Raw genomic sequence first — 23,972 nt, 5'->3', positions numbered from 1 at the left:
CCATTGGTACGTCCTTCTGGGGGATGAACAAGACGATCAGGCGTGCGTCGGTCTTCTGTCTGCTTCTGGTGCTGGCCCTTTTGGTGCGGGTCACCTGGGTGCAGGCATACCAAGGCCAGGCCCTCGCAGACGACAAACACAACCGGCGCAACCTCATCGGGCAGTACGAGAACCCGCTGGGGAACATCATCGTGGGCGGGGAGGCGATCACCGGCTCGGAGAAGACGGGCGGCAAGGACTTCGCGTACAAGCGGACCTATGCCGACGGTCCCCTCTACGCACCGATCACCGGCTACAGCTCGCAGGCCTACGGCACGAGCATGCTGGAGGGTGTCTACAAGAACATCCTGAACGGCTCGGACACCCGGCTGAAGACCGTGATGGACATGCTCACCAACAAGCGGGCCGACCCGGGCAACGTCCTGACCACGATCGACAAGGGCGTCCAGAAGGCCGCGTACGACGCCCTCAACGGCAAGCAGGGCTCGGCCGTCGCGATCGACCCGGCGACCGGCGCGATCCTCGCCATCGTGAACAACCCGTCCTACGACCCGGGGCGCATCTCCGGCGCCAACGACTCGGCCGCCTGGCAGGAGCTCTCGGCCGACAAGGGCAAGGCCATGGAGAACGTCGCCCTGCGCAAGCCGCAGGCCCCCGGCTCCACCTTCAAGCTGGTCACCCTCGCCGCGGCGATCGAGAACGGGCTGATCACCGGTATCGACCAGCCGACCGGGATCCAGGCGCCGTACACGATCCCCGGCACCCGCACGAACCTGCCCAGCGAGGCGGGGGACGCGGCCTGCAACAACGTTTCCGCACGTACCGCGCTCAAGCTGTCCTGCAACAACGTGTTCGCGGAACTGGCCTCCAAGCTGGGCCAGGACAAGATGCGCGCGATGGCCGAGAAGCTGGGCTTCAACGTCCAGATCGACACCCCGGTCCGGACGAACCCGCCCAGCAAGTACCCGTCGAAGAAGATGTCCGTCGACCAGGTCGCGCAGACCGGCATCGGCCAGTTCGACGTGCAGGCCACCCCGCTCCAGATGGCCATGGTGACCGCCGCGATCCAAAACGGCGGCAAGTTGGTCGCCCCGCACATGGTCTCGGAGGTGACCGACGCGGACGGCAACGTCCTGGAGAGCTTCAAGGACCCGAAGTCCGAGGAGGTCATGAGCGGCAAGACGGCGTCGATGCTCGCGGACGCGATGCGCACGGTCGCCACCGAGGGCGGCGGCAAGCCCGCCCAGGTGGCGGGCGCCGAGGTGGGCGGCAAGACCGGTACCGCCCAGCGCGGTGTGAACAACAGCATCCCGCCGCTCGCCTGGTTCACCTCGTACGCCAAGGCCGGGGACAAGCAGATCGCGGTGGCCGTGATGATCGAGAACTCGGACACCGACCGCACCGAGATCGGCGGCGGCAAGCTGGCCGCGCCCATCGCCCAGAAGATGATGGCGGCCTGGGTGAAGAAGTAGCCCGGGGCCGGGCCGGGCCGGACCGCCCACCGGGCCGGACCACCCACCGGGCCGGGCCGCCCGGAGGGGCGGCGTCGCCCCCACCTTCACGGCCTGCGCGCCGGGAACCGACCTGGTTCCCGGCGCGTTTTCCCTGCCATGATCAGGAACGCGCGCGCCGCCGACGTCAACGCCATAGCCGCCCTCCACGTCCGGGCCCGGGCCACCTACTACGAGGGTCGGGTACCGGAGGAGACCTACGCGGGCGACGTCGCGCTCGCGCGGGCCCGCGAGGCCTGGTCCCGCGCCGTGGCCCGCACCACGCCGGAGGGTGAGGTCCTGTGCGCCGAGCGGGACGGCGAGGTCACCGGAGTAGCCGCGTTCCGCAACGCCGACGGCGAGACCACCCTCACCCAGCTCCACGTCGACCCCGACCACTGGCGCCGGGGCACCGGCGCCGCCCTCCACGAGGCCTGCCTCGACGCCTGGCGCCGGGCCGGGATCAAGCAGGTCCGCCTGGAGGTCTTCGGACACAACCTCCGTGCCCAGGCCTTCTACGCGGCCCACGGCTGGCAACCGGAGCCGCGCTCCGGCCGCTCCGGCTCCCACCTCACGCTCCTGCTGCGCGTGCCGCACGTGTCCGGGGAATGAGACGCCGCGGCGAACGGTTGAAGCTCAAACCGTTCACCCCCCGGACCCGGAGAGAAGAAGGAACATGCGCGTCGAGATTTGGGCGGACATCGCCTGTCCCTGGTGCTACATAGGAAAGGCCCGTTTCACCAAGGGCCTGGCCGAGTTCGCGCACCGCGACGAGGTGGAGATCGCCTTCCGGTCCTTCGAACTCGACCCGGGCGGCGCCAAGGGCGTCACCGCGCCCGTCGTGGAGATGCTCTCCCGCAAGTACGGCCGGACCCTCGAAGAGGCCCGCGGCATGGAGGAGCAGGTGGCCTCCGCCGCCCGCTCCGAGGGACTGACGTACCTGACCGAGGGCCGCGACCACGGCAACACCTTCGACATCCACCGCCTCCTGCACCTGGCCGCCGCCCGCGGTCGGCAGGAGCAACTGCTCGACCTGGCCTACCTCGCCAACTTCGGTGAGGAGCGCTCCGTCTTCGACCCCGAGGTGCTGGTGGCCCTCGCCGTGGAGGCCGGACTGGACGAGGCCGAGGCCCGCGCGGTCCTCGCCGACGACTCCGCCTACGCCGACGAGGTCCGGGCCGACGAGCGGGAGGCGGCCGAACTCGGCGCCAACGCGGTGCCGTTCTTCGTCCTGGACCGCCGTTACGGCATCTCCGGCGGGCAGCCCGCCGAGGTGTTCACCCGGGCCCTGGAGCAGGCCTGGGCCGGACGCGAGGTCGCCGAGCCGGCCGCGGCCGACGCGTGCGAGCCCGACGGCTCCTGCGCCGTCCCGCAGTAGGAGGGGCGGGTCGGGCCGGGACCCCGGCCCGCCTGCCCGACCCGCGTTGCACATAAGGCAACCTTGGGGTGGACGCGTAGAAATCGACAATGGACTTTGGGCTGATCCTGGCGCAGAGTTGACGGCATGGGTCTTTCGCTCTCCGACGTGTCCCGCGCCGAGTTCGCGCATTCCACCACCTACCTGAACACCGCCACCTGCGGGATCCTCCCGAGGGCGGCCGTCGCCGAGGTACGGGCCATGGCCGACGCGGCCGGGGCCGCGGAGCCCGCCGGTTTCGGCGACTTCGACCGGGTGAACCGGGTACGGGCATCCTTCGCCCGACTGGTCGGGGTCGCCCCGGCCCGGGTGGCCGTCGGCTCGGCCGTCGCCACCCATGTCGGACTGGTCGCCGCCTCCCTCGCGCCCGGCGCCGAAGTCCTCTGCCCCGAGAACGAGTTCGCCTCCGTCATCAACCCCTTCGTCGTGCGCGGCGACCTCAAGGTCCGCTACGCGCCCCTCGAAGCGATGGCCGCGGCCGTCCGCCCGGAGACGACCCTGGTGGCCCTGAGCGCCGTGCAGTCCGCGGACGGACGTACGGCCGACCTCGCCGCCGTCCGCGAGGCCACGCGCGCCCACGGCGCGCGCATGCTCGTCGACGCGACCCAGGCGGCGGGCTGGCTGCCGTTCGACGCGGCGCCGTACGAGTACACCGTGACCGCCGGCTACAAATGGCTGCTCGGCACGCGCGGGGCGTCGTACCTGACGGTGTCCGAGGAGGCCCAACAGGACCTGACGCCGCTGCACGCCGGGTGGGTGGCGGCGGAGTCCATGTGGGACGCCACCTACGGGCCGATGCCGGAACTCGCCCGCGACGCGCGCCGCTTCGACGAGTCACCGGCCTTCCTCTCCTACCACGCCGCCGAGCCCTCGTTGGCGCTGCTGGAACGGATCGGCATCGAGGCCGTCCACGCCCACGACACCGCCCTCGCCGACCGCTACCGGGCCGGCCTGGCCCGCCTCGGCCACGAACCCGTGCCGGGCACCGCCCCGATCGTCTCCGTCCCGGGCCTGGCCTCCCGTCAGCCCGAACTGCTCGCCGCCGGCGTGTCCACCGCCGCCCGCGCGGGCGCCCTGCGGGCGTCCTTCCACCTCTACAACACGGAGGCGGACGTCGACCGCCTCCTCGACGTACTCGCCGGCTGACCGCCAACGCCACCGCCACCGCCGACCCGAGCCCGCACTGTCGGCCGGTCCCGCACCCGCCGACCGAGCCGGTCCGCACCCGCCGGTCCCGGCCCGAACGCGCCGGTCCCGGCACGGACGCGGCGGCCCGAACACGCCGGCCCCGCCCGGCCCGGACGCGCCGGGCGGGGCCGCCGCGTCCGCCGGGTCGGGCTCGCGCCCCGGCCCCTACCGCCAGGCCGCCTCCGCGGCCTTGAGGGCCGGGGTCGGGTCGGCGGTGAGGGCTGCGGCCAGGGCGCGCAGTGACGCGTCGACCGCTTCCGGCGAGGCCGCCGGACCGTAGTGGTTGACCCGGATCATCTCCGAGGCCAGCGCCCCGCCGCCCGCGGCGAGCGGGGCCGTCGGGTCCGCCGCCAGGGCCTTCGCCACCAGCGACGAGGCGTCCGCGACCCGCAGCGTCGTCGCCACGGGAGCGGCCTGCGCGGCTTCCCGCACCCAGGGCGAGAGGCCCAGCGCGGCGGCGCCCGCCCGCGTCGCCCGGGCCGCGCCCGCGTGCCGGGCCAGGACCCCGTCCAGGCCCTCGGCCCCGATCCGCTCCAGGCAGGCCTCCAGCGCCAGCATCTCCAGCTGCGCGGGCGCGTGCAGCAGCGTCGTACGGCCCCCGTCGATCCAACGCTCCTTCCAGTCCAGGAGCGAGAGGTACGAGCGGCGCGGCGCCGCCGGGTTCTCGGCGAACCGCGCCCACGCGCGCTCCGACACCGACACCGCCGAGACGCCCGCCGGGCCGCCCATCGCCTTCTGCGCGCCGATCACGCACAGGTCGACGCCCCACGCGTCCGGCAGCAGCGGTTCCGCGCCCACCGAAGCGACCGCGTCCAGCATGAACAGCGCCCCGTGGGCCCGTACGGCCTCACCGATCTCGGCGACCGGGTTCGTGTTGCCGGTGGCCGCCTCGGCGTGCACGAGCGACACGAAGTCGATCTCCGGGTGCTCGGCGAGCGCCTCGGCCACCTGCGCGCCCGTCACCGCCGTGTCGAACGGCACCGCCAGGTCCACCACGCTCGCCCCGCAGTCGCGCAGCCAGTTGCCGAACGTGGTCCCGTACGGGCCCGTGACGATGTTCAGCGCCGTCGAGCCGGGCCGCGCCCCCGACCGGATGCACCCCTCCAGCGGGAGCAGCGCCTCGCCCTGGGTGATCACCACGTCCTGCCGGGTGTCGAGGAGCCGCGCGACCCCCCGCTCGATCGACGCGAAGTGCTCGGCGGTGAGCGGCGGAAGGTCCAGGAGGGGATGGGTCACAGGGGTGCTCTCTTCGTCCGGGGTTACCGGTCGAGCGTACCCAGCACGCACGTACAGTGCCGACATGACCGATGCAATGGCCATGCATGACGGCGCAGTCATGCATGTGAAGGGACGCGTGCTCGTCGGGCCCCACGAGGTGCGCGACGAACTCTGGATCGTCGGCGGCCGGATCTCCTACGAGCGGCCGCGCACCGCCCGCGAGGTCACCACGGTCACCGGTTGGGCGCTGCCGGGCCTGGTCGACGCGCACTGCCACGTCGGCCTGGACGGCCACGGCGCCGTCGACGCGCCGACCGCCGAACGGCAGGCCCTCACCGACCGGGACGCCGGCACCCTCCTCATCCGCGACGCCGGTTCGCCCTCCGACACCCGCTGGATCGATGACCGGGACGACCTGCCGAAGGTCATCAGGGCCGGCCGGCACATCGCCCGCACCCGGCGCTACATCCGCAACTACGCCCACGAGATCGAGCCGGCCGACCTCGTCGAGTACGTCGGTCGAGAGGCCCTGCGCGGCGACGGCTGGGTCAAGCTGGTGGGGGACTGGATCGATCGTGAGGTCGGCGACCTGACGGCCTGCTGGCCGCGCGCCGAGGTCGAGGCGGCCATCGCCGAGGCGCACCGACTGGGCGCCAGGGTCACCGCTCACTGCTTCGCCGAGGACTCCCTGCGGGACCTCGTCGAGGCCGGCATCGACTGCGTGGAACACGCCACCGGGCTCACAGAGGACACCATCCCGCTGTTCGCGGAGCGCGGCGTGGCCATCGTGCCGACCCTCGTCAACATCGCCACGTTCCCGAAGATGGCCGCGGGCGGCGAGGCCAAGTTCCCCCGCTGGTCGGCGCACATGCGGCGGCTGCACGAGCGGCGGTACGACACCGTCCGGGCGGCCTGGGACGCGGGCGTCCCGGTGTACGTCGGCACCGACGCGGGGGGTTCCTTGCCGCACGGCCTGGTCGCCGCCGAGGTCATGGAACTCGTCAAGGCCGGGATCCCGGCCCGGGACGCCCTCTCGGCGACGACCTGGGCGGCACGCGAGTGGCTCGGCAGACCCGGTCTGACCGAGGGCGCGCCGGCCGACCTCGTGGTCTACGGCACCGATCCGCGGGCCGACGTAAGGGTGTTGGCGCAGCCGGAGCGGGTGATCGTGAACGGGACGGTCCGCGCCTGAAGGGCCCGGCAGCCGCGCGCGCCGGGTTGACGGGCCGTGACGTCGCGGCCCGTCCGTCGTTTGAAATGCCCTGTCAGGGAGGTGGAAGGCCCTGCGGGCGGTGCGGGGGAGCATGCGTGGGCCGTACGGGGCGCAATGAATCGAATGTGTGCGTGGAAACCACCCGTTGGGGTGAACTCCCTCCAGGTTTCCGCCCGTTCACCCGGAGTGCGTAAAAATTCCCAGGGTCGAGGCCGTCGGCGCGCGCAATGTCCCCCATTGGCGGCGCGACGGCTCCCATCTCCCCGGGGGTTCCACCACCTTGAACAGCAACACCTTCCGCATGCCCGCGGCCGCCCTGCTCGCCGCGGGAGCGGTCGCCCTCCTCGCCGCTCCGCCCGCCCTCGCCACGGGCGGCACCGGGGGTGGGGGCGAGGGCAGTTCCGGCGCCGTCGTGCTGCGGGCCGGACTGGACGTGAGCCTGCTCAACAAGACCGTGAACGTACCGCTGAAGACCTCGCTCAACGAGGTCAGCGCGCCGCAGACGGCTCAGAAGACGGCCCTCACCGTCACCCTCGACGGCGTCGAGCAGGGGCAGCCGGTCAGCATCCTGAAGGCGGACGTCGCCACGTCCAAGGCGACCGCCGACAAGAACCGGGCCGAGGCCGAGGCCAACCTCGCCAAGGCCCGCGTGCACGTCCCGGGGCTGCCGGGCCTCTCCCTCATCGAGGTCGAGAAGGTCACCTCCAAGGCCGTCTGTGAAGCCGGCAAGAAGCCCGTGGCCACCTCCAACGTCCTCGGCTCGGTGACCGCCCTGGGCAAGAGGACCACCCTGTCCGCCGCCGGCCCCACCGTGGTGGACGTGCCCGGCGTCGGCTCGGTCACCCTCCAGTTGTCCGCCACGGAGACCACCTCCACCACGGCCGCCGCGACGGCGCTGCGGCTCAAGGTGGCCGTGAACCCGGCCAAGCTGAACGTCGCGGAGGTCGACGGCGAGATCGTGCTCGCCGAGGCGCACTGCACCGCCCCGGCGGGCCCGGCCCCGAGCACCGAGCCCGCGGCGAAGCCGGAGACCACACCGGCGGCCGTCGCCGGCGTCAAGCCGCAGACCGCGCCGGGCGGCAAGCCCGCCGCCCAGGCCAACCTCGCCGAGACCGGCGCCGGTTCGGTGACCCCGTACGTGGCGGGCGGCGCACTGCTCCTGCTCGGCATCGGCGGCGGCGCGCTCGTCGTCACCCGGCGCGGCAAGGCCCCGCAGGGTTCGTGATCCGGCGCCGACCGGCTCAGCGGCCTGCGTGCTCCAGGCCCTGGGCGGTCGCCCCGCGCGAGGTGACGGCCTCGGTGACCTGGCGGTCGATGCGCCCGTACTCGGCGCGCTTCGCCGCCGGGAGCGCGGTGTCGGAGGCCGAGCAGGAGGCGCAGACCACCCGGAACGGGGGCCCCATGTCCGAGTACTGCGTGAGGTACTCGGCCTTCACCACCTCCCAGCGGCCCTTGTGCGCCGCCGAGGGGGAGAAGGTGAAGCGGGGGATCGAGGACTGGTTGCCGCGCAGCTTGTCGGCCGGTACGAAGCTGGCGACCTGGTCGCCCATGCCGAAGACCACCCAGGTGCCGTTGATCTTCTCGTAGGGCTGGGGCACGTGGTTGTGCGTGCCGATGATCAGATCGATGTCGGCGAGGCCGTCGGCCGAGCGGGAGGCGGTCAACGCCTGCGCGAGATCGCGCTGCTGCTGGTCGGGGGCGGTCTGCCACTCGGTGCCCCAGTGGATGCTGAGCACCACCACGTTCGCGCCGGCGGCCCGGGCCGCCCGGGCGTCGGCGATGATCCGCTGCTGGTCGATGAGGTTGACCGCCCAGGGCTTGCCCGCGGGGAGCGGGATGCCGTTGGTGCCGTACGTGTACGACAGTTGGGCGACCTTCGCGCCGCCCGCCGAGACCAGGGCGGGGGCCTTGGCCTCCTCGGCGCTGCGGGCGGAACCGACGTGGGGGATCCCGACCCGGTCGAGGTGGTCGAGGGTGCGGACGAGACCGTCGTAGCCGTCGTCCAGGGTGTGGTTCGAGGCGGTCGAGCAGCTGTCGTACCCGGCGTCCTTGAGGGCGTCGGCCAACTGGTGGGGTGCCTTGAAGGTGGGGTAGCCGGTGTAGGGGCCGCCGGGCCGCCCGTACGGTATCTCGTGGTGGCACATCGCCAGGTCGGCGGCGGACACCACGGGCTTGACCCCCGCGAGTATCTTCCGGAAGTCGTACTCGCCGGCCTTGCCCGCGTCGTCCGCCGACCGCTGGATGATCGACGGGTACGGGATGATGTCGCCCGTCGCCACCAGGGTGAACGGCTTTCCCGAGCCGCCTCCGCCCGCCGACGGGCCGGGTTCGGTCCCCCCGGGCCGGCCCTGGAAACGCTGGTCGGTCGCGGCGTCGCCGCCGTTGTCCAGCAGGCCGGGGACCGCGTACACGGCCGCTCCGCCCGCCACCACCAGCCCCGCCAGGACCACGCCTATTCGTATTGTGGAAGCCTTCACGGCAGCCGCCCCCTGTCGTCACACGCTGTCGGCACACCTGTCGACGTCGCCATCGTAGGCGCGCCCCGCGCGCCCTGCCGCCGCGACCCCCGGGGCTCCGGCGCCGGGGACCGCGCCCTGCCCCGCAGGGGCCACCCGACCCCGGGGCGCCGCCGGGCGCCGTACGCCCTGAGTCCGGCGCGGTCGACCGGGCGTCCGGACCTCGCGGTCCGCGCGCTGTCGATCGAGGCCCGGACCCCGGTGGGCCCTGGCCGCACGCCGCGGACGGTCCCGGTCCGGCCGGCCCGCCGGCCGTCGCGCCCCCGGCCTTCGGGCCCGTTACCGGTCCGGCCGACCGTCGCCCCCCTCGGCCTTCCGGCCCGTAACCGGTCCCGGGTCCGCCCGCCGCCGGTTACCGCCCGGCCAGGGCCAGGGCGTGGTCCAGGGCCTGGAGGAGACGTCCCGTCGTCGCGCGGTCGCGGACGGCAAGGCGCAGCCAGGACCCGTCGAGGCCCGGGAAGGTGTCCCCGCGCCGTACGGCGAAGCCGAGCGCGCGCAGCCGGGTTCGTACCTCCATCGCGCCCTCCACCCGGATCAGGACGAACGGCCCCTCGGCCTCGCCGACGACCGTGATCTCGTCGAACTCGGCGAGCCCCGCCAGCAGGTGCGCCCGGTCCACGGCGATCCGCCCCGCGGCCGCCTCCGCCTCGGCCAGCGCGGCCGGCTCCAGACAGGCCTCGGCCGCGACCAGCGCCGGGGTCGACACCGGCCACAGCGGCTGCGCGGCCGCCAGCTTCGCGATCACCTCCGGCTCCGCCAGGACGTAGCCGATCCGCAGTCCGGCCAGCCCCCACGTCTTGGTCAGGCTGCGCAGCACCACCAGGCCCGGCACGTCGAGCCGCCCGGCGAGGGCCTCCCGCTCGCCGGGGACGGCGTCCATGAACGCCTCGTCGACGACGAGGATCCGGCCCGGCCGGGCCAGCGCGGCCAGGCCCGCCGCCGGATGCAGGACGGACGTCGGGTTGGTCGGGTTCCCGATCACCACGAGGTCGGCGTCCTCGGGCACCGCCGCCGGGTCCAGCCGGAAGCCGTCGGCGGCGGTCAGCACCACCCGTTCCACCCGGTGCCCGGCGTCCCGCAGGGCCGCCTCCGGTTCGGTGAACTGCGGATGCACCACCACGGGCCGTACCGCGTCCAGGGCGCGCGCGATCAGTACGAACGCCTCCGCCGCCCCCGCCGTCAACAGCACCCGCTCCGCCGGTAGCCCGTGCCGTCGGGCCACGGCCGCGCGGGCCGCCCGACCGTCCGGATACGCGGCGAGGTCCCCGAGGCAGGCCGCGATCCGCTCCTTGAGCCACGCCGGCGGCGTGTCCGCCCGTACGTTGACCGCCAGGTCGACCAGCGAGCCGCCCGCGTCCAGCACCTCCGCGTCCCCGTGGTGGCGCAGGTCGTGCGGCTGGAGGGTGGCCACGGCGCAGGTCGCCGCCATCGACCGGCGCTTGGGCACGAGGAGCTCCCCGCCGCCCGCCAGAGCCGCCGCCTCCGCGACGGACCCGGTCCCGACGGCCTCGCGCACGGCCCCCGACGGGTGCGGTACGGAGATCAGCGCGAGTTCCTCGGCGGGATGGCCCACCAACGGCACGCCGAAACGTTCCGCCGCGCCGACGAGACCCGGCTCCGCCGTCTTGGCCTCCACGGTCGCCAGCGCCGCCACCGCCTCCGCGGTGAGCCCTGCCCCCCGCAGCGTCTCCTCGATCAGCGCGCAGACCTCCGCGACGGAGACCCCCGCGCGTCCGCCGACCCCGACCACCAGCCGCGTCACGTAGTCGCCCACCGGGATCCTGCCTCCTTCGTCATGGTCACGGTCACCCGTCGGCCGTCCGTCCGTACCCCCGTCGACCCTCGTCGACGACCGGGTTCCCGCGTCAACACGGCGTCATCCGCCGCCCGCACCCGGAAGTGCGCCCGCGCCCCACAATCGGTATTCAGGGGCCCATGGCGGTGATCGTGGCGTTGGGAGCGTTCCTGATGACGCTGGCGGGCGGCTGGACGGCGCAACGCGTCACCGACCGCCGCCACCTCGTGCTGGGCCTGGCCGGCGGGCTGATGCTCGGCGTCGTCGGCCTCGACCTGCTCCCCGAGGCGATGCACGCGGCGGGCAGCGAGGTCTTCGGCGTGCCCCTCGCGCTGCTGCTGTTCGTCGCCGGCTTCCTCGTCGGCCACGTCGTGGAACGCCTGCTGGCCGTACGTCAGGCCGCCCACGGCGCCGAGGACGGCGCCCGGGTCCCCCAGGTCGGGCTCACGGCGGCCGCCGCGATGGTCGGCCACAGCCTCGCCGACGGGGTGGCGCTGGGCGCCGCCTTCCAGGTCGGCGGCGGCATGGGCGTCGCCGTGGCGCTGGCCGTCATCACCCACGACTTCGCCGACGGGTTCAACACGTACACGCTCACCCGGCTGTACGGCAACGCCCGCCGCAAGGCGGTGCTGATGCTCTTCGCGGACGCCGCCGCACCCGTCGTGGGCGCCGCGTCCACCTTGCTGTTCACCCTTCCGGAGGAACCTCTGGGGGCGTACCTCGGCTTCTTCGGCGGGGTCCTGCTGTACCTGGCGGCGGCCGAGATCCTGCCCGAGGCGCACCACGAACACCCCGCCCTGTCGACACTGATGTGCACCGTGGGCGGGGTGGCGGGGATCTGGCTCGTCGTGGGCCTCGCGGAGTGAACTCACCTGCCGGTCACCGGTGCCGCGCCGCGGCTTCCGCGAACCGGCGGGCCACGGACGGCCGGGCCGCCCAGTGGGTGTGCAGGTAGCTCGCGTGCACCCCGTCCAGGACGAAGCCCTCGACGCGGCGCTCCGGATGGGTGAACCCCCACGCCGCAGCGGAGCCGGCGCCCGGCTCGATCACCGTCCGGTGGAACTCGTGCCCGCGCAGTCGGGTACCGGCCGCCGCCAGGGCGCTGTCCGACACCGCGACCGCCTCGCGGTAGCCCAGCGTGAGCCGCTCCGACATCCGGGCGTCCGCGTCCAGGACCCCGCACATCGGCTTCCCGTCCAGGCTCCGGGCCAGGTACAGCAGCCCCGCGCACTCGGCGGCGACCGGCCCGCCCGCCTCGGCGAACGCGGCGACGGCCTTGCGCAGCGGCTCGTTCGCCGACAGCTCCGGCGCGTACACCTCGGGGAACCCGCCCCCGATCACCAGGCCTGCCGTACCGTCCGGCAGCGCCTCGTCCCGCAGCGGGTCGAAGGTGACCACGCGCGCGCCCGCCGCGGTGAGCAACTCCGCGTGCTCGGCGTAGGAGAACGTGAACGCCGCCCCGCCCGCGACGGCCACCACGGGCCGCCCGTCGAGCGGGCCGGCGGCCGCGGCCCCGGTCTCCTCGGCCAGGGCCGCCCCGGGCGACCAGGGTTCGCACTCCAGGGCCGGCGCCGTCCGGGCCAGCGCCATCAGCGCCTCCAGGTCGCAGCCGGCCCGGACCTGCTCCGCCAGCGCCGCCACCGCGGCCAGGGCGTCCGTACGCCGCTCCGCGACCGGGACCAGCCCCAGGTGCCGGGACGGGGTCGCCACCTGGGGAGCCCGCCGCAGGACGCCGAGGACCGGCATCCCGGCCTCCTCCAGCGCCTCCCGGAGCATGACCTCGTGCCGGTCGGAACCCACCTTGTTGAGGATCACCCCGCCCAGGCGGACCAGCGGGTCGAACGAGGCGAAGCCGTGGACCAGCGCCGCCACCGAACGCGACTGCGAGGAGGCGTCCACCACCAGCACCACCGGCGCCCGCAGCAGCTTCGCGACCTGCGCCGTCGAAGCCAGCTCACCGCGCCCCGCGGCCCCGTCGTACAGCCCCATCACGCCTTCGACCACGGCCAGGTCGCAGCCGGCGGAGCCGTGCGCGAACAGCGGCGCCACCAGCTCCGGCCCGCACATGAAGGCGTCGAGGTTGCGGCCCGGGCGGCCGGTGGCGAGCGCGTGGTAACCCGGGTCGATGTAGTCGGGCCCGGCCTTGTGCGGGGACACGGCCAGGCCGCGCTCCGCGAAGGCCGCCATCAGGCCCGTCGCCACGGTGGTCTTGCCGCTGCCGGAGGACGGCGCGGCGATGACCAGCCGGGGCACGTTCACGGACATCACCACTCGATGCCCCTCTGGCCCTTCTGGCCGGTGTCCATCGGGTGCTTGACCTTGGTCATCTCGGTGACCAGATCGGCGAACTCCACCAGCTTCTCAGGGGCGTTGCGGCCGGTGATGACCACGTGCTGGGTCCCGGGCCGGTTCCGCAGCACCTCGATGACCTCGTCGACGTCGATCCAGCCCCAGTGCATCGGGTACGCGAACTCGTCGAGCACGTACAACGTGTGGGTCTCGGCGGCCAGATCGCGCTTGACCTGCTCCCACCCCTCCTTGGCCGCCTGCTCGTTGTCGAGCTGGGCGTCGCGCTGGACCCAGGACCAGCCCTCGCCCATCTTGTGCCAGACGACGCTGCCGCCCTTGCCGGTCTCCCCGAGCGCCTTCAGCGCGTTCTCCTCGCCGACCTTCCACTTCGCCGACTTGACGAACTGGAACACCCCGATCGGCCAGCCCTGGTTCCAGGCGCGCAGCGCCAGACCGAAGGCGGCCGTCGACTTGCCCTTGCCCGGGCCGGTGTGGACGAAGACGAGCGGACGGTTGCGGCGCTGACGCGTCGTGAGCCCGTCGTCCGGAACGACGGACGGCTGTCCCTGGGGCATTACGCGACCCTCCTGTTGCTGCTGTGCCCGGCGGTGGACGCCGCCGAGGTACGTACGTTCTTCACGAGCCCGGCCAGCGCGTCGGCCCGCAGCCCGTCGAGGGTGACCGACGGGCCACCGAGGTCCGCGGCCAGCACCCCGGCCAGCCCCAGCCGGACCGGGCCGGCCTCGCAGTCGACGACGACGGACGTGACCCCCTCCGCCCGCAGCAGCAGCGCGGCCTGCTCGGACAGCTCGCGGGGCGTGCCCTGCGCCGAACCGCCGACGCCGCCGGCCGAGGTGGCCCGGCCGTCGGTGACGACCACGAGCAGCGGTCGCCGCGAGGGATCGCGCAGCCGCTCGATCCGCAGCACCTCACGCGCCTTCAGCAGCCCGGCGGCCAGCGGGGTACGGCCCCCGGTGGGCAGCCGCTCCAGCCGGGTCGCCGCCGCGTCCACGGAGGAGGTCGGCGGCAGTGCCAGCTCGGCCGCCGCGCCCCGGAACGTGACCAGACCGACCTTGTCCCGGCGCTGGTAGGCGTCGAGCAGCAACGACAGGACCGCGCCCTTGACCGCGCTCATCCGCTGCCGGGCCGCCATCGAGCCGGAGGCGTCGACGACGAACAGCACGAGGTTGCCCTCGCGGCCCTCGCGGGTCGCCTGCCGCAGGTCGTCCTTGCGGACCACCAGACCGGTTCCGCTGCGCCCGCGCGCCCGCTGGTGCGGGGCCGCGGCCTGCACGGTCGCCGCCAGGTGCAGCTTCGTCAGCTGGCCCCGGGGCCGCCGGGCGCCGGTGGTCCGGCCGTGCGCGGTTCGGGCGCGCGAGCGCCGACCGGCCGCGCCGCCCTCGCCGAGGCCGGGCACGCTGAGCATCCGGGTGCGGAACGGCTCGGAGGCCCGTACGGCGGCCTGCTCGGGCCCGTCGGCGCCGGCGTCTCCCTGCGCGGGCTGCGGCTCCGAGGGCTGGGGTTCGGACGGCTCGGCGTCGGGGGACCGCGGGTCCGCGGCGTCCTCGGGCGCGGGCGGAGCCGGCTGGTCCGGCTGACCGGGACCCTCGTCGTGCGGGGGAGCGCCGCCGCCGTCGGGACCGCCCTCGGGGCCGTCGTCGTCCGGGCCCTCGGGCTCCGGGTCGGGCTCGGGCTCCTGGTCCGGCTCGTCGTCGGGGAAGCGGTCCAGGATCTCGTCGAGCTTGTCCTCGTCCAGGCCGGGCGCGTCGAACGGGTTGCGGCGGCGCCGGTGCGGGAGCGCCAACAGGGCCGCCTGCCGGACGTCCTCCTTGCGGACGACCGTCCGCCCCGCCCACGCCGCCAGGGCGCTCGCCGTGCGGGCCATCACGATGTCGGCGCGCATGCCGTCCACCTCGAAACCGGCGCAGGTGGCGGCGATCCGCAGCAGCGCCGTGTCGTCCAGCACCACCTTCGGGAGCAGGGCCCGCGCGGCCACCACCCGGGCCCGGACCTCGCGCTCGTCCCCGGCCCAGCGGCCGGCGAAGCCCGCGGGATCGTCCTCGTACGCGAGCCGGCGGCGCACCACCTCGACCCGCAGGGCGGGCTCGCGGGACGCCGCGACCTCCACGGTCAGCCCGAACCGGTCCAGGAGCTGCGGCCGGAGCTCGCCCTCCTCGGGGTTCATGGTGCCGACGAGCAGGAAACGGGCGTCGTGGCGCACGGAGACGCCCTCGCGCTCCACGTACGAGGCGCCCATCGCGGCGGCGTCCAGCAGGACGTCCACGAGGTGGTCGTGCAGCAGGTTGACCTCGTCGACGTACAGGATCCCGCGGTGCGCGTCGGCGAGCAGGCCCGGCTCGAAGGCCTTCACGCCCTCGGAGAGGGCCCGTTCGATGTCGAGGGCGCCGACGAGCCGGTCCTCCGAGGCACCGACCGGAAGCTCCACCATCCGCGCGGGACGGGCGCTGCCGGGACCGGGCTCGTGGGGGCCGTCCGGGCAGGCCGGGTCGGGCGCGGCGGGCGCGCACGAGAACCGGCAGCCGGGTACGACGTCCACCTGCGGCAGCAGCGCGGAGAGCGCGCGCACGGCGGTGGACTTGGCGGTCCCCTTCTCACCGCGCACGAGCACGCCGCCGACCGCCGGGCTGACGGCGTTCAGCAGGAGCGCCAGCCTCAGGTCGTCCTGCCCGACCACCGCCGTGAACGGGAAGTGGGTGCTGCTCATCCGCTGATCACTCCTTCGAGTGGACTGGGCCGGTCGCTCATCGAGCCGCGACGGCCGTCGGCCATGGGGGTCTTGTGTTCCCGGTGCGTCCGGGGCCGGTCCACCGCTGCGCTCCCCGCGTACGAGGGGCCGCGCCCCGGGACGCGCGGCGCCGTCACGGCGCACCCGGCGGCAGGAACGGCAGCCCGTCCGGGACGCCCGATTCGACGAGCCGCAGCAGCCCGGCGGTGTCGGCGTGTTCCTCGATCAGGTCGCCCAGCAGGTCGAGCTGCTCCTCGCGGAGCAGCCCGAACGAGGTATCAGGGGCGGGTACGAACCGGCGGCCGGCGGCCGCGGCCACCTCGCGCAGGAAGGCCCGCCGGAAGCCGTCCGACTCCAGCGAACCGTGCCAGTGGGTGCCCCACACGGCTCCGACGCGACAGCCGTCGAGGAACGGCTCCCCGCCCAGCACCTCGGCCACGCCGTGGTGGATCTCGTACCCCTCGACGGGCTCGCCCAGCGCCGTGCCGACCGGCCGGTCCAGGGTCTTCTCCCGGGCGAAGCGGACCCGTACGGGCAGCAGCCCGAGGCCGTCCACCGAGCCGGCCTTCGACTCGACCTCGTCCTCGATGTGCTCACCGAGCAGCTGGAAGCCGCCGCAGATGCCGAGCACCGGGCGGCCCTCGGCGGCCCGCCGAGACAGCGCGTCGGCGAGCCCCCGCTCCCGCAGCCAGGCGAGCGCCTTCACGGTGCCGCGCGTGCCCGGTACGACGACCAGGTCGGCGTCGGCCAGCTCCTCGGCACGGTCCACGAACCGCACGACCACGCCCGGTTCGGCGGCGAGGGCGTCCACGTCCGTGAAGTTCGACATGAGCGGCACCGCGCACACCGCGACCCGCAGCACGTCCTCGCCCACCGGCGGGGCCACCACGGACTCCCGTACGGCCCCGCGCAGGGACACCCGCAGGCCGTCCTCCTCGTCGATGCCCAGCCCGTGCTGGAAGGGCAACACCCCGTACGTCGCCCGGCCGGTGAGCCCGCGCAGCATCTCCAGGCCGGGCTCCAGCAGGGAGACGTCGCCCCGGAACTTGTTGACCAGGTAGCCGGCGATCAGCGACTGGTCCTCCGGGGACAGCAGCGCGGTGGTCCCGAAGAACGACGCGAAGACGCCGCCCCGGTCGATGTCGCCGACCACGACGACGGGGAACCGCGCGGCCCGCGCGATGCCCATGTTCACGATGTCGGTCCGGCGCAGGTTGATCTCGGCCGGACTGCCCGCCCCCTCGCAGATCACGGCGTCATACGTGCCCCGCAGCTGCTCCAGGCAGTCCGTGACGACGCCGAGGAGCTGCTCCCGGTGACCGCCGGACACGGCCGACCCGGGGATTCGGTCGGGGCCCGCCGTGCCGAAGAAGCCGCGCGCGCTCATCTCGCCCACCGGCTTGCCCAGCAGCACGACCTGGCTGCTGCGGTCGCTGCCGGGCTTCAGCAGCACCGGGTTCATCAGGGCCGTCGGTTCCACCCGGGCCGCCTGGGCCTGCATGGCCTGGGCCCGGCCGATCTCGGCGCCCTCACGGGTCACGAACGAGTTCAGCGACATGTTCTGCGCCTTGAAGGGGGCCACCTTCACCCCCTGGCGGGCCAGCCACCGGCAGATGCCCGCCGTGACCACGCTCTTGCCCGCGTCCGATGTGGTGCCGGCGACCAGCATTCCGCCGCCGCGCCTCGCGCCGCTCATCCGCGCCGCCCCTTCCGCCCGGTACGGGAGACCAGCAGCCGGGCCGCGACGCAGGTGCCCAGCGCCAGCCAGGTCACCTGCCGCGACAGGCGTACGGCCCGTTCGATGTCGGCGACCTCCACGGGCCGCCCGGTCTCCCCGTTGAGTACGGCACGGTGCTCGGTCCGGCCGCCGTAGGACAGGGTTCCGCCGAGCCGGACCCCGAGCGCCCCCGCGAAGGAGGCCTCCACCGGGCCGGCGTTGGGGCTGGGGTGGGCGTCGGCGTCGGCGCGCCAGGCGCGGACGGCTCCCCGCCGGTCGGGGCCGGCCACGACGGCGGCGAGCGCCGTCAGGCGGGCCCCGGGCCAACCGGCCAGGTCGTCGAGGCGGGCGGAGGCCCAGCCGTAGCGCAGGTGGCGGGGGGACTTGTGGCCCACCATGGCGTCCAGGGTGTTCACGGCGCGGAAGGCCAGCAGCCCGGGGACCCCGGCGACGGCCCCCCACACCAGTGCCCCGACGACCGCGTCGGAGGTGTTCTCGGCGACGGACTCCACGACCGCCCGGGCCATCTGCTGCCCGTCCAGGGACTGGGGGTCGCGCCCGCACAGGTGGGGCAGCCGTTCACGGGCGACGTCGGTGTCCCCGACGGCGAGGGCCCCACCGATGGCGCGGGCCTCCCGACCCAGCGAGGTGCCCCCGACGACGGCCCAGGTGGCCGCGGCGGTCAGGGCGACGCGGGCGGCGGCGGGCCGCGAGCGCACGGCGCGGGCGGCCAGCGCTCCGACGGCGGTCGCGCCCCCGACGCACACCAGGGTGTGCAGGACGCCGCGGGCGCGGTCGTCGCGCCACAGGGCGCGTTCGACGGCGGCGGCGGCTCTCCCGAAGGCGGCCACGGGGTGCCCCCGGCGCGGATCCCCGAGGATCCGGTCGCCGATCAGGCCCGCCGCGGCGCCGTACGCGAACACGCGATCGGCACGCATGGTGGCAGGTAGGTCCTCACTCAGGGTCCGCGCCCTGGTTCGACGTGTCCGGCGGCGAGAGTTCCTGGCTCCCGGGGCGCGCACCTCGTGCGCCGCCCCGGTGACAGTGGCGGGACCGCGCCGGATTCGCACCGGACTTCCTCTTCCATGCCGCCGTATTGGCTCGCGCAGTCCACCACGCACCGCGAACGCCCGTCAACTTGCCGTTGACCTGCGGCGGGTGCGCGGCCGGGGGTGGGGCGGGGTGTGCGCCGGGGCATGCGAAAGCTCCCCCCGGAGACCGGAGGGAGCTTCGGACGCACCGTCTCAGGCGACGATCAGGTAGATCCCGTACGACACGGCCGCCGTGCAGAGCGCGAAGCAGGCGTAGGCACCGCTGCGGGCCATGACCGCGGCGCCACCCCGCTCGGTGGCGGCCTCGTGCTTGGACAGGCCCACCAGGCCCAGGGTGAACAGGGCCACGAGGGCGACCGTGGCGGTGAGGCTGACTCCGAAGACGGAGCCCAGTGATGCCCAGTCGATCTTCATACCGCTGATTCCTCTGTCGTTCTCGGGGTCAGACCGCCGCGGCCGGAGCCGCGGGGGTCGTGGTCGAGGCCGGGATGGTGGCCTTCAGGTCCTCGTCGGTCACGGCGGCGGTGGTACCGGCCGCGGCGGTCGTCGGCGGGACGGTGACGGCGGCCATGGCCGTGGTGACGACACCGGGCTCGTCCGTCGCTCCGGCGGTCTCCACCTCGTTGACGTTGGTGTGGTCGACGACCTGGCGGCGGGAGATGACCCAGATGGCGAAGCAGGAGGCGACCAGGAAGACCGTGACGGCGGCGATGCCGATGTCACCGGTGCGCATGACCAGTTCGGCCACGGACGCGACGAGCGCGGCGGCCGGCAGGGTCAGGCCCCAGGCGATGAACATGCGGGTGGCGGTGGACCAGCGGACCACGCCGCCCTTGCGTCCCAGGCCCGCGCCCATGACGGCGCCGGAGCACGCGTGGGTGGTGGAGAGGGAGAAGCCGAGGGTGGAGGAGGCCAGGATGACGCTCGCGGCCGAGGTCTGGGCGGCGAAGCCCTGCTGCGGCTGGAGGTCGGTGAGGCCCTTGCCCATGGTGCGGATGATGCGCCAGCCGCCCAGGTAGGTGCCCATCGCGATGGCCAGACCGGCGGAGACGATGACCCAGACCGGCGGGTTGGCGCCGGCGGGCAGGGCGTTGCCGGCGATCAGCGCCAGGGTGATGATGCCCATCGTCTTCTGCGCGTCGTTGGTGCCGTGCGCGAGGGAGACGAGACCGGCCGAGGCGATCTGACCGGCGCGGTACCCCTTGGCGGAGGTCTTCTCGCCGACCTGGTTGCCCAGCTTGTACGTCAGCTTCGCGGCCAGCATGGCGGCCACACCGGCGACGAGCGGGGCGGCGATCGCGGGGATCAGCACCTTCGTCACGACGACGCTGCCGTTGACCGCGTCGAGGCCGGCGGAAGCGACCGCGGCACCGATGAGGCCACCCATGAGGGCGTGGGAGGAGCTGGAGGGCAGTCCGACCAGCCAGGTGACGAGGTTCCAGAGGATCGCGCCGACCAGGGCCGCGAAGATCACCTCCGGCTGAATGCCTTCCTCGTTGACCAGGCCCTTGGAGATCGTCTTGGCGACCTCCACGGACATGAAAGCGCCGACGAGGTTCAGCACGGCGGACATGGCGACCGCGGTCTTGGGCTTGAGGGCGCCGGTCGAGATGGTGGTGGCCATCGCGTTGGCCGTGTCGTGGAAACCGTTCGTGAAGTCGAACACGAGAGCGGTGATGATCACGATCCCGAGGAGAAGCGTTATGTGCTCCATTTACCCAGGCTTCTGTTTGACGTCATTGGCTCGGCGACCGTAGGCAACCTGGATGAACGGAAGGTGAACTGAGTTGGGCGGAGTGGTGTCCCGGCGTCGGGCGTGATCGGGACCTACCTCCCGTTTCTTCCGTGAATATAGCGATTCGTGCACGTCAGAGCGGGGCGAACACGCCTGTTCCGGAAGTACTTCCGGCCGCCGGTCCCTGCCCGGGAGGGTGACGAAGAGACCCAGATCACGCGCCGACCCCCTCCCGCGCCGCCCGCCGGATCCGTTCCGGCCGCCGCCGCGACCGGGTTCCGGCCGCGTCCCGTTCGCGTTCCGGTTCCGCCGGACGGCCGCGCGCGAGGATCACCTCCGGTGGCCCGCCCGCCGGTACGCGCCGACACTGGAGCCGTGCGTACCGCCACAGCGACGGCAGCGGCCGTCACGACGACCCTGATCGGTGCCGGAGCAGCCGCGGTCGCGGCCGGCCGGTACGCCGCCGACGCCGCCCTGCGGCCCGAACCCGGGCGCCCGTTGCCCGGCGGGCCCCGGCTGAGCGTCCACTCCACCGCCGAGGGCCGGGTGACGCTCACCCGATCGCTCGCCTCCCTGCTCCCCGGCACCTGGGGCCTGTCCGCGCCCGGCGTGCACGCCGTGGTCGGCCCGGTCCTGCCCGACGTCCCGCACGACCCGGACGCCGTCGTGCGCAGCCTCCTCGCCGTCACCCACGGCAGCCTCGCCCCGCGCGCCCGGGTCACGCTCACCCCCCAGGTGCACCTGGGGAACCCGCGCACCGCCCTCGGCCTCGACCACGCCGACGTGGACGTTCCGGGCGAGCTCGGGGCGCTGCCCGCCTGGTTCGTGCCCGCCGCCCGGGACACCTGGGTCATCACCGTCCACGGGCTCGGCGCCGGCCGGGAGCACCCGATGGTCGTCATGCCCTTCCTGCACCGCCACCGGCTCCCCGTCCTGGACCTCGCCTACCGCGGCGACCTCGGCGCCCCCGCCTCCCCGGACGGCCTCGGCCATCTCGGCGAGTCGGAGTGGCGGGACCTGGACGCGGCCATCCGCTACGCCCTGCGCTACGGAGCCCGACGGGTCGTCCTGCACGGCTGGTCCACCGGGGCCACCATGGCCCTGCACGCCGTCGAACGCTCCGCCCTGGCCGACCGGATCTGCGGACTGGTGCTGGACTCGCCCGTCATGGACTGGCACACCACCCTGCGCGCCCTCGCCGCCGCCCGCGGCACCCCGGGCCCCCTGATCCCGCTCGCGGTACGGGCCGCCGAGGGCCGGGCAGGCCTGCGCGCAGACCGTCGGCCGCCGGGATCGGACCCGGCGTCCCTGCGCGTACCGGTGCTGATCCTGCACGGGCCCGACGACACCCTCGCCCCCTGGGAGCCCTCCCGGCGACTGGCCGCCGCCCGGCCCGACCTGGTCACCCTGCACACCGTGCGGGGCGCCCCGCACGGGGCGATGTGGAACGTCGACCCCGCCGGGTACGAGGAGGCGCTGCGCCGCTTCCTCACCCCCCTCATGTGACGTGCCGCCGGGCGCGCGTGGCGCGCCCGGCGGTGAAGGGGTGGTGCAGGACAGGACCCGCCGGGTGGATTGTCCCGGTTCATCCACTGCTTGACCTGTGGAAACGGCTGGTTCCGTTTGGGCTTTCGGCCAGTGACGGGCGAGACTGCATCCGTGACGTCCCGAAAGCCTGATGAGCAGTTGGCTCGCGACTCCAGACTCCGACTCGTCTCCCCGCGCTCCGTCGCCACGGCGCGCAAGGCGGTGACCGACCGGCGAACCCGGCCGGCCCCCCGGCCACCGGCGGGAACCCCCGCCACGGCAGACCTGGCGAACCGGGCCCGCGCCTCCCTCGCCGACGCGGTACGGCTCGCCCGCTGGGCCGAGCTGAACCTCGGGGCGGGTGACGGCGGACGCCCCGCGACAGCGGGCGCGCTGCCCGCCTCCGACGTGGAACGGGCCGCCGCGGAACTGCGCCTGACGCACGGCCAGATCCGGGTCGGCTGGGACCGCGCCCGACTCTCCGGTCTCGTCGAAGTGCACGGCGGACACGCCCGGCCCGGCTGGCGCCTGCGCGCCTGGGACCGGGACGACACCGCCGTCCTGCGCGGCTGGGTGGCCCTCTTCGACGCCTGGTCCCTCGTCCACCCCGCCCCCGCCGACATCGCCCCCGGGACCGTCGCCGAGGTCGTCGAGGCGATGCCCCAGCTGCTCTCCCTCCTCCAGCTGTCGGCCGGCCCCGTCACCGTCCCCGACCTGCTGGACCTCCTCGGCCAGCGCGTCACCGAACTGCGCGACGAGCGCTGCGAGGTCCCGTACGCGGGGGAGCCCGCCGGATCCCGGGAGGCCGCCGGTGAGGCCGCACCCGCCGAATCCCGGCCCCTGCCCCTCGCCCGGCTGCTGCGCTGGGCGCTCGGCGGCCTCGCCGCCGTCGACGCGGTCACCCTCGGCCCCGCACGGGCCACCCTCACCCCGCTCGGCAGCTGGGCCGTCTGGGTCAAGCTGGAACAGATCTGCGTCGCCGCGCAGAGCCCGGCCGGGAACATCGAGCAGTCCGCCGCCGCCATGCTCCACGGCTGCGCCCGGCTCACCCCCGGGCCGGCCCGCGCCGAGTACCAGGCCTGGCTCGCCGCCCGGCCCGTCGGCCACGCCGTCAGCGAGCTGCTGCACGCGGCCCGGGGCGAGGACGCCCTCCTGCGCGGCCTGGCCTTCGAGGCGCTGCGCGTGGTCGGCGCCCCCGCCGAGGGCGAGGTCCGCGCCGCCGTACGCGAACCCGCCCTGCGTCCCTACGCCCTGCTCTGGCTCGCCGAGCACGACGGGGTCGATCCCGACGAGGCCCAGCACGTCCTGACCGCCGAGGAGTCGACCTGGCTCTGGGTGGACACGGCGGCCGCCATCGCCGACCACGGCGAGGCCGACCTGCTGGCCCGCCACCTCGACTCGGCCGTCCGCACGACCGTCCCGCGGCTGCTCGACGAGGTCCGCGCGGTGGGGCACCCCCGCACCGTGCAGGTCCTCGTCGCGCTGGCCGCCGCCCACCCCGACCCGGCCCTGGCCAAAGCCGTCCGCCGGGCGGCCTTCCAGGTCCACACCGGCGGCGTGTAGCCGGCGGGCGGCGGGGACGTACGGACGGGAGCCGCGCGCCGCGGGTCAGACCTGCGGCGCGTACGTGCCGAAGCTCCAGATGGTGCCCTCGGCGTCGCGCGCCATGTAGTCCCGCGAGCCGTAGTCCTGGTCGGTCGGCTCCATGAGGATCTCCACCCCGTGCTCGACGGCCCGTCGGTGGTGCGCGTCCACGTCGTCCACGACGACGTAGACCCCGGCCGGGCCGGCGCCCTCCATGGCCTTGTCGAAGGCGCCGCCGCGACCCTTGCTGCCGAGCATCACCGCGCCGTTCCCGTACGACAGCTCGGCGTGCACCACGGCGCCGTCGTCCCCCTCGTAGACCGAGACCCGGGTGAAGCCGAACGCCTCCGTCAGCTGCTGGATCGCCGCCTTCGCGTCGCGGTAGAGCAGGGTCGGGACGATGGACGGAACGCCTGCCATGACGATCACTCCCTCTCGTGGACGGGCCGGTGCGTCGATGTGACCCGCACCACAGCATGGCAGGC

The 23,972-nt window shown here is 74.3% G+C and carries 20 protein-coding genes and 1 riboswitch; of the genes, 9 read left to right on the top strand and 11 right to left on the bottom strand.

Translation table 11 applies throughout. The features are described 5' to 3' along the window. The first annotated feature begins 23 nt into the window (after window positions 1–23). From ACFY0I_RS24120 to ACFY0I_RS24105, 4 genes are all read left to right on the top strand, one after another. On the top strand, window positions 24–1,472 hold the full coding sequence (locus ACFY0I_RS24120) for a peptidoglycan D,D-transpeptidase FtsI family protein (RefSeq protein ID WP_388899387.1): 1,449 nt from the start codon (window positions 24–26) through the stop codon (window positions 1,470–1,472). A gap of 138 nt (window positions 1,473–1,610) precedes the next feature. Further along, complete coding sequence (locus ACFY0I_RS24115) at window positions 1,611–2,102, top strand: GNAT family N-acetyltransferase (RefSeq protein ID WP_388899384.1); 492 nt, start codon at window positions 1,611–1,613, stop codon at window positions 2,100–2,102. Between the two features lie 64 nt (window positions 2,103–2,166). Next, entirely contained in the window at window positions 2,167–2,868 is a 702-nt protein-coding gene (locus ACFY0I_RS24110; protein ID WP_388899381.1) for a DsbA family oxidoreductase, read from the top strand. A 126-nt stretch (window positions 2,869–2,994) separates the two neighbouring features. Further along, window positions 2,995–4,053, top strand: coding sequence for an aminotransferase class V-fold PLP-dependent enzyme (locus ACFY0I_RS24105; RefSeq protein ID WP_388899379.1), 1,059 nt, complete (start codon window positions 2,995–2,997; stop codon window positions 4,051–4,053). A 207-nt stretch (window positions 4,054–4,260) separates the two neighbouring features. Here the strand turns inward: ACFY0I_RS24105 and ACFY0I_RS24100 are convergent, their stop codons facing one another. After that, window positions 4,261–5,331, bottom strand: coding sequence for a pyridoxal-phosphate-dependent aminotransferase family protein (locus ACFY0I_RS24100; protein ID WP_388899376.1), 1,071 nt, complete (start codon window positions 5,329–5,331; stop codon window positions 4,261–4,263). Window positions 5,332–5,413: 82 nt separating this feature from the next. On the opposite strand from ACFY0I_RS24100, the gene ACFY0I_RS24095 reads away from it, so the two are divergent. Together ACFY0I_RS24095 and ACFY0I_RS24090 are read left to right on the top strand one after the other, a co-directional pair. Next, window positions 5,414–6,505, top strand: coding sequence for an amidohydrolase family protein (locus ACFY0I_RS24095; protein ID WP_388899883.1), 1,092 nt, complete (start codon window positions 5,414–5,416; stop codon window positions 6,503–6,505). Window positions 6,506–6,806: 301 nt separating this feature from the next. Continuing rightward, window positions 6,807–7,751, top strand: coding sequence for an SCO1860 family LAETG-anchored protein (locus tag ACFY0I_RS24090; protein ID WP_388899373.1), 945 nt, complete (start codon window positions 6,807–6,809; stop codon window positions 7,749–7,751). A gap of 16 nt (window positions 7,752–7,767) precedes the next feature. Here ACFY0I_RS24090 and ACFY0I_RS24085 read toward each other — a convergent pair whose 3' ends face one another. Continuing rightward, entirely contained in the window at window positions 7,768–9,003 is a 1,236-nt protein-coding gene (locus ACFY0I_RS24085) for a CapA family protein (protein ID WP_388899370.1), read from the bottom strand. A 391-nt stretch (window positions 9,004–9,394) separates the two neighbouring features. Then, window positions 9,395–10,816 (bottom strand): Rv2231c family pyridoxal phosphate-dependent protein CobC, encoded by a 1,422-nt coding sequence (cobC, locus tag ACFY0I_RS24080; RefSeq protein ID WP_388899367.1) that lies wholly within the window; start codon window positions 10,814–10,816, stop codon window positions 9,395–9,397. A 161-nt stretch (window positions 10,817–10,977) separates the two neighbouring features. Between cobC and ACFY0I_RS24075 the strand changes: the two genes are divergently transcribed. Continuing rightward, window positions 10,978–11,703 carry a ZIP family metal transporter gene (locus ACFY0I_RS24075; RefSeq protein ID WP_362878122.1) on the top strand — a complete coding sequence of 242 codons (726 nt, stop codon included), beginning with the start codon at window positions 10,978–10,980 and terminating at the stop codon, window positions 11,701–11,703. A 13-nt stretch (window positions 11,704–11,716) separates the two neighbouring features. Here the strand turns inward: ACFY0I_RS24075 and ACFY0I_RS24070 are convergent, their stop codons facing one another. The 7 genes from ACFY0I_RS24070 to ACFY0I_RS24040 all read right to left on the bottom strand — a co-directional run bounded on the left by ACFY0I_RS24070 (window position 11,717) and on the right by ACFY0I_RS24040 (window position 20,355). Continuing rightward, the gene (locus ACFY0I_RS24070; RefSeq protein ID WP_388899364.1) at window positions 11,717–13,102 is read right to left on the bottom strand and encodes a cobyrinate a,c-diamide synthase; all 1,386 of its coding nucleotides are present in this window, start codon (window positions 13,100–13,102) and stop codon (window positions 11,717–11,719) included. After that, on the bottom strand, window positions 13,102–13,701 hold the full coding sequence (gene cobO / locus ACFY0I_RS24065; protein WP_388899361.1) for a cob(I)yrinic acid a,c-diamide adenosyltransferase: 600 nt from the start codon (window positions 13,699–13,701) through the stop codon (window positions 13,102–13,104). Before cobO ends, ACFY0I_RS24070 begins: the two co-directional genes overlap by 1 nt. Further along, window positions 13,701–15,851: a putative cobaltochelatase gene (locus tag ACFY0I_RS24060; RefSeq protein WP_388899358.1), complete on the bottom strand. Its 2,151-nt coding sequence runs from the start codon at window positions 15,849–15,851 to the stop codon at window positions 13,701–13,703. The genes cobO and ACFY0I_RS24060 overlap by 1 nt, the downstream gene beginning before the upstream one ends. Before the next feature lie 154 nt (window positions 15,852–16,005). Then, window positions 16,006–17,568, bottom strand: a complete 1,563-nt coding sequence (locus ACFY0I_RS24055; RefSeq protein ID WP_388899355.1) for a cobyric acid synthase — start codon at window positions 17,566–17,568, stop codon at window positions 16,006–16,008. Then, on the bottom strand, window positions 17,565–18,527 hold the full coding sequence (locus ACFY0I_RS24050; protein WP_388899352.1) for a cobalamin biosynthesis protein: 963 nt from the start codon (window positions 18,525–18,527) through the stop codon (window positions 17,565–17,567). The genes ACFY0I_RS24055 and ACFY0I_RS24050 overlap by 4 nt, the downstream gene beginning before the upstream one ends. 58 nt (window positions 18,528–18,585) lie before the next feature. Next, window positions 18,586–18,672, bottom strand: a riboswitch (cobalamin riboswitch). Window positions 18,673–18,833: 161 nt separating this feature from the next. Then, entirely contained in the window at window positions 18,834–19,055 is a 222-nt protein-coding gene (locus ACFY0I_RS24045; protein WP_388899349.1) for a hypothetical protein, read from the bottom strand. Between the two features lie 28 nt (window positions 19,056–19,083). Further along, complete coding sequence (locus ACFY0I_RS24040; protein ID WP_388899346.1) at window positions 19,084–20,355, bottom strand: anion permease; 1,272 nt, start codon at window positions 20,353–20,355, stop codon at window positions 19,084–19,086. Between the two features lie 396 nt (window positions 20,356–20,751). On the opposite strand from ACFY0I_RS24040, the gene ACFY0I_RS24035 reads away from it, so the two are divergent. Continuing rightward, window positions 20,752–21,882, top strand: a complete 1,131-nt coding sequence (locus ACFY0I_RS24035) for an alpha/beta hydrolase (RefSeq protein ID WP_388899343.1) — start codon at window positions 20,752–20,754, stop codon at window positions 21,880–21,882. Window positions 21,883–22,035: 153 nt separating this feature from the next. Then, window positions 22,036–23,466 carry a hypothetical protein gene (locus ACFY0I_RS24030; protein ID WP_388899340.1) on the top strand — a complete coding sequence of 477 codons (1,431 nt, stop codon included), beginning with the start codon at window positions 22,036–22,038 and terminating at the stop codon, window positions 23,464–23,466. A 45-nt stretch (window positions 23,467–23,511) separates the two neighbouring features. On the opposite strand, the gene ACFY0I_RS24025 is transcribed toward ACFY0I_RS24030, so the two are convergent. After that, entirely contained in the window at window positions 23,512–23,907 is a 396-nt protein-coding gene (locus tag ACFY0I_RS24025) for a VOC family protein (RefSeq protein WP_388899337.1), read from the bottom strand. Window positions 23,908–23,972 lie beyond the last annotated feature (65 nt).

The sequence above is a fragment of the Streptomyces sp. NPDC001568 genome (genome assembly GCF_042893755.1).
Taxonomy (GTDB): Bacteria; Actinomycetota; Actinomycetes; order Streptomycetales; family Streptomycetaceae; genus Streptomyces.
Note: the sequence above shows the minus strand (reverse complement) of the source record. Positions and strands in the feature narration are given on the sequence as shown.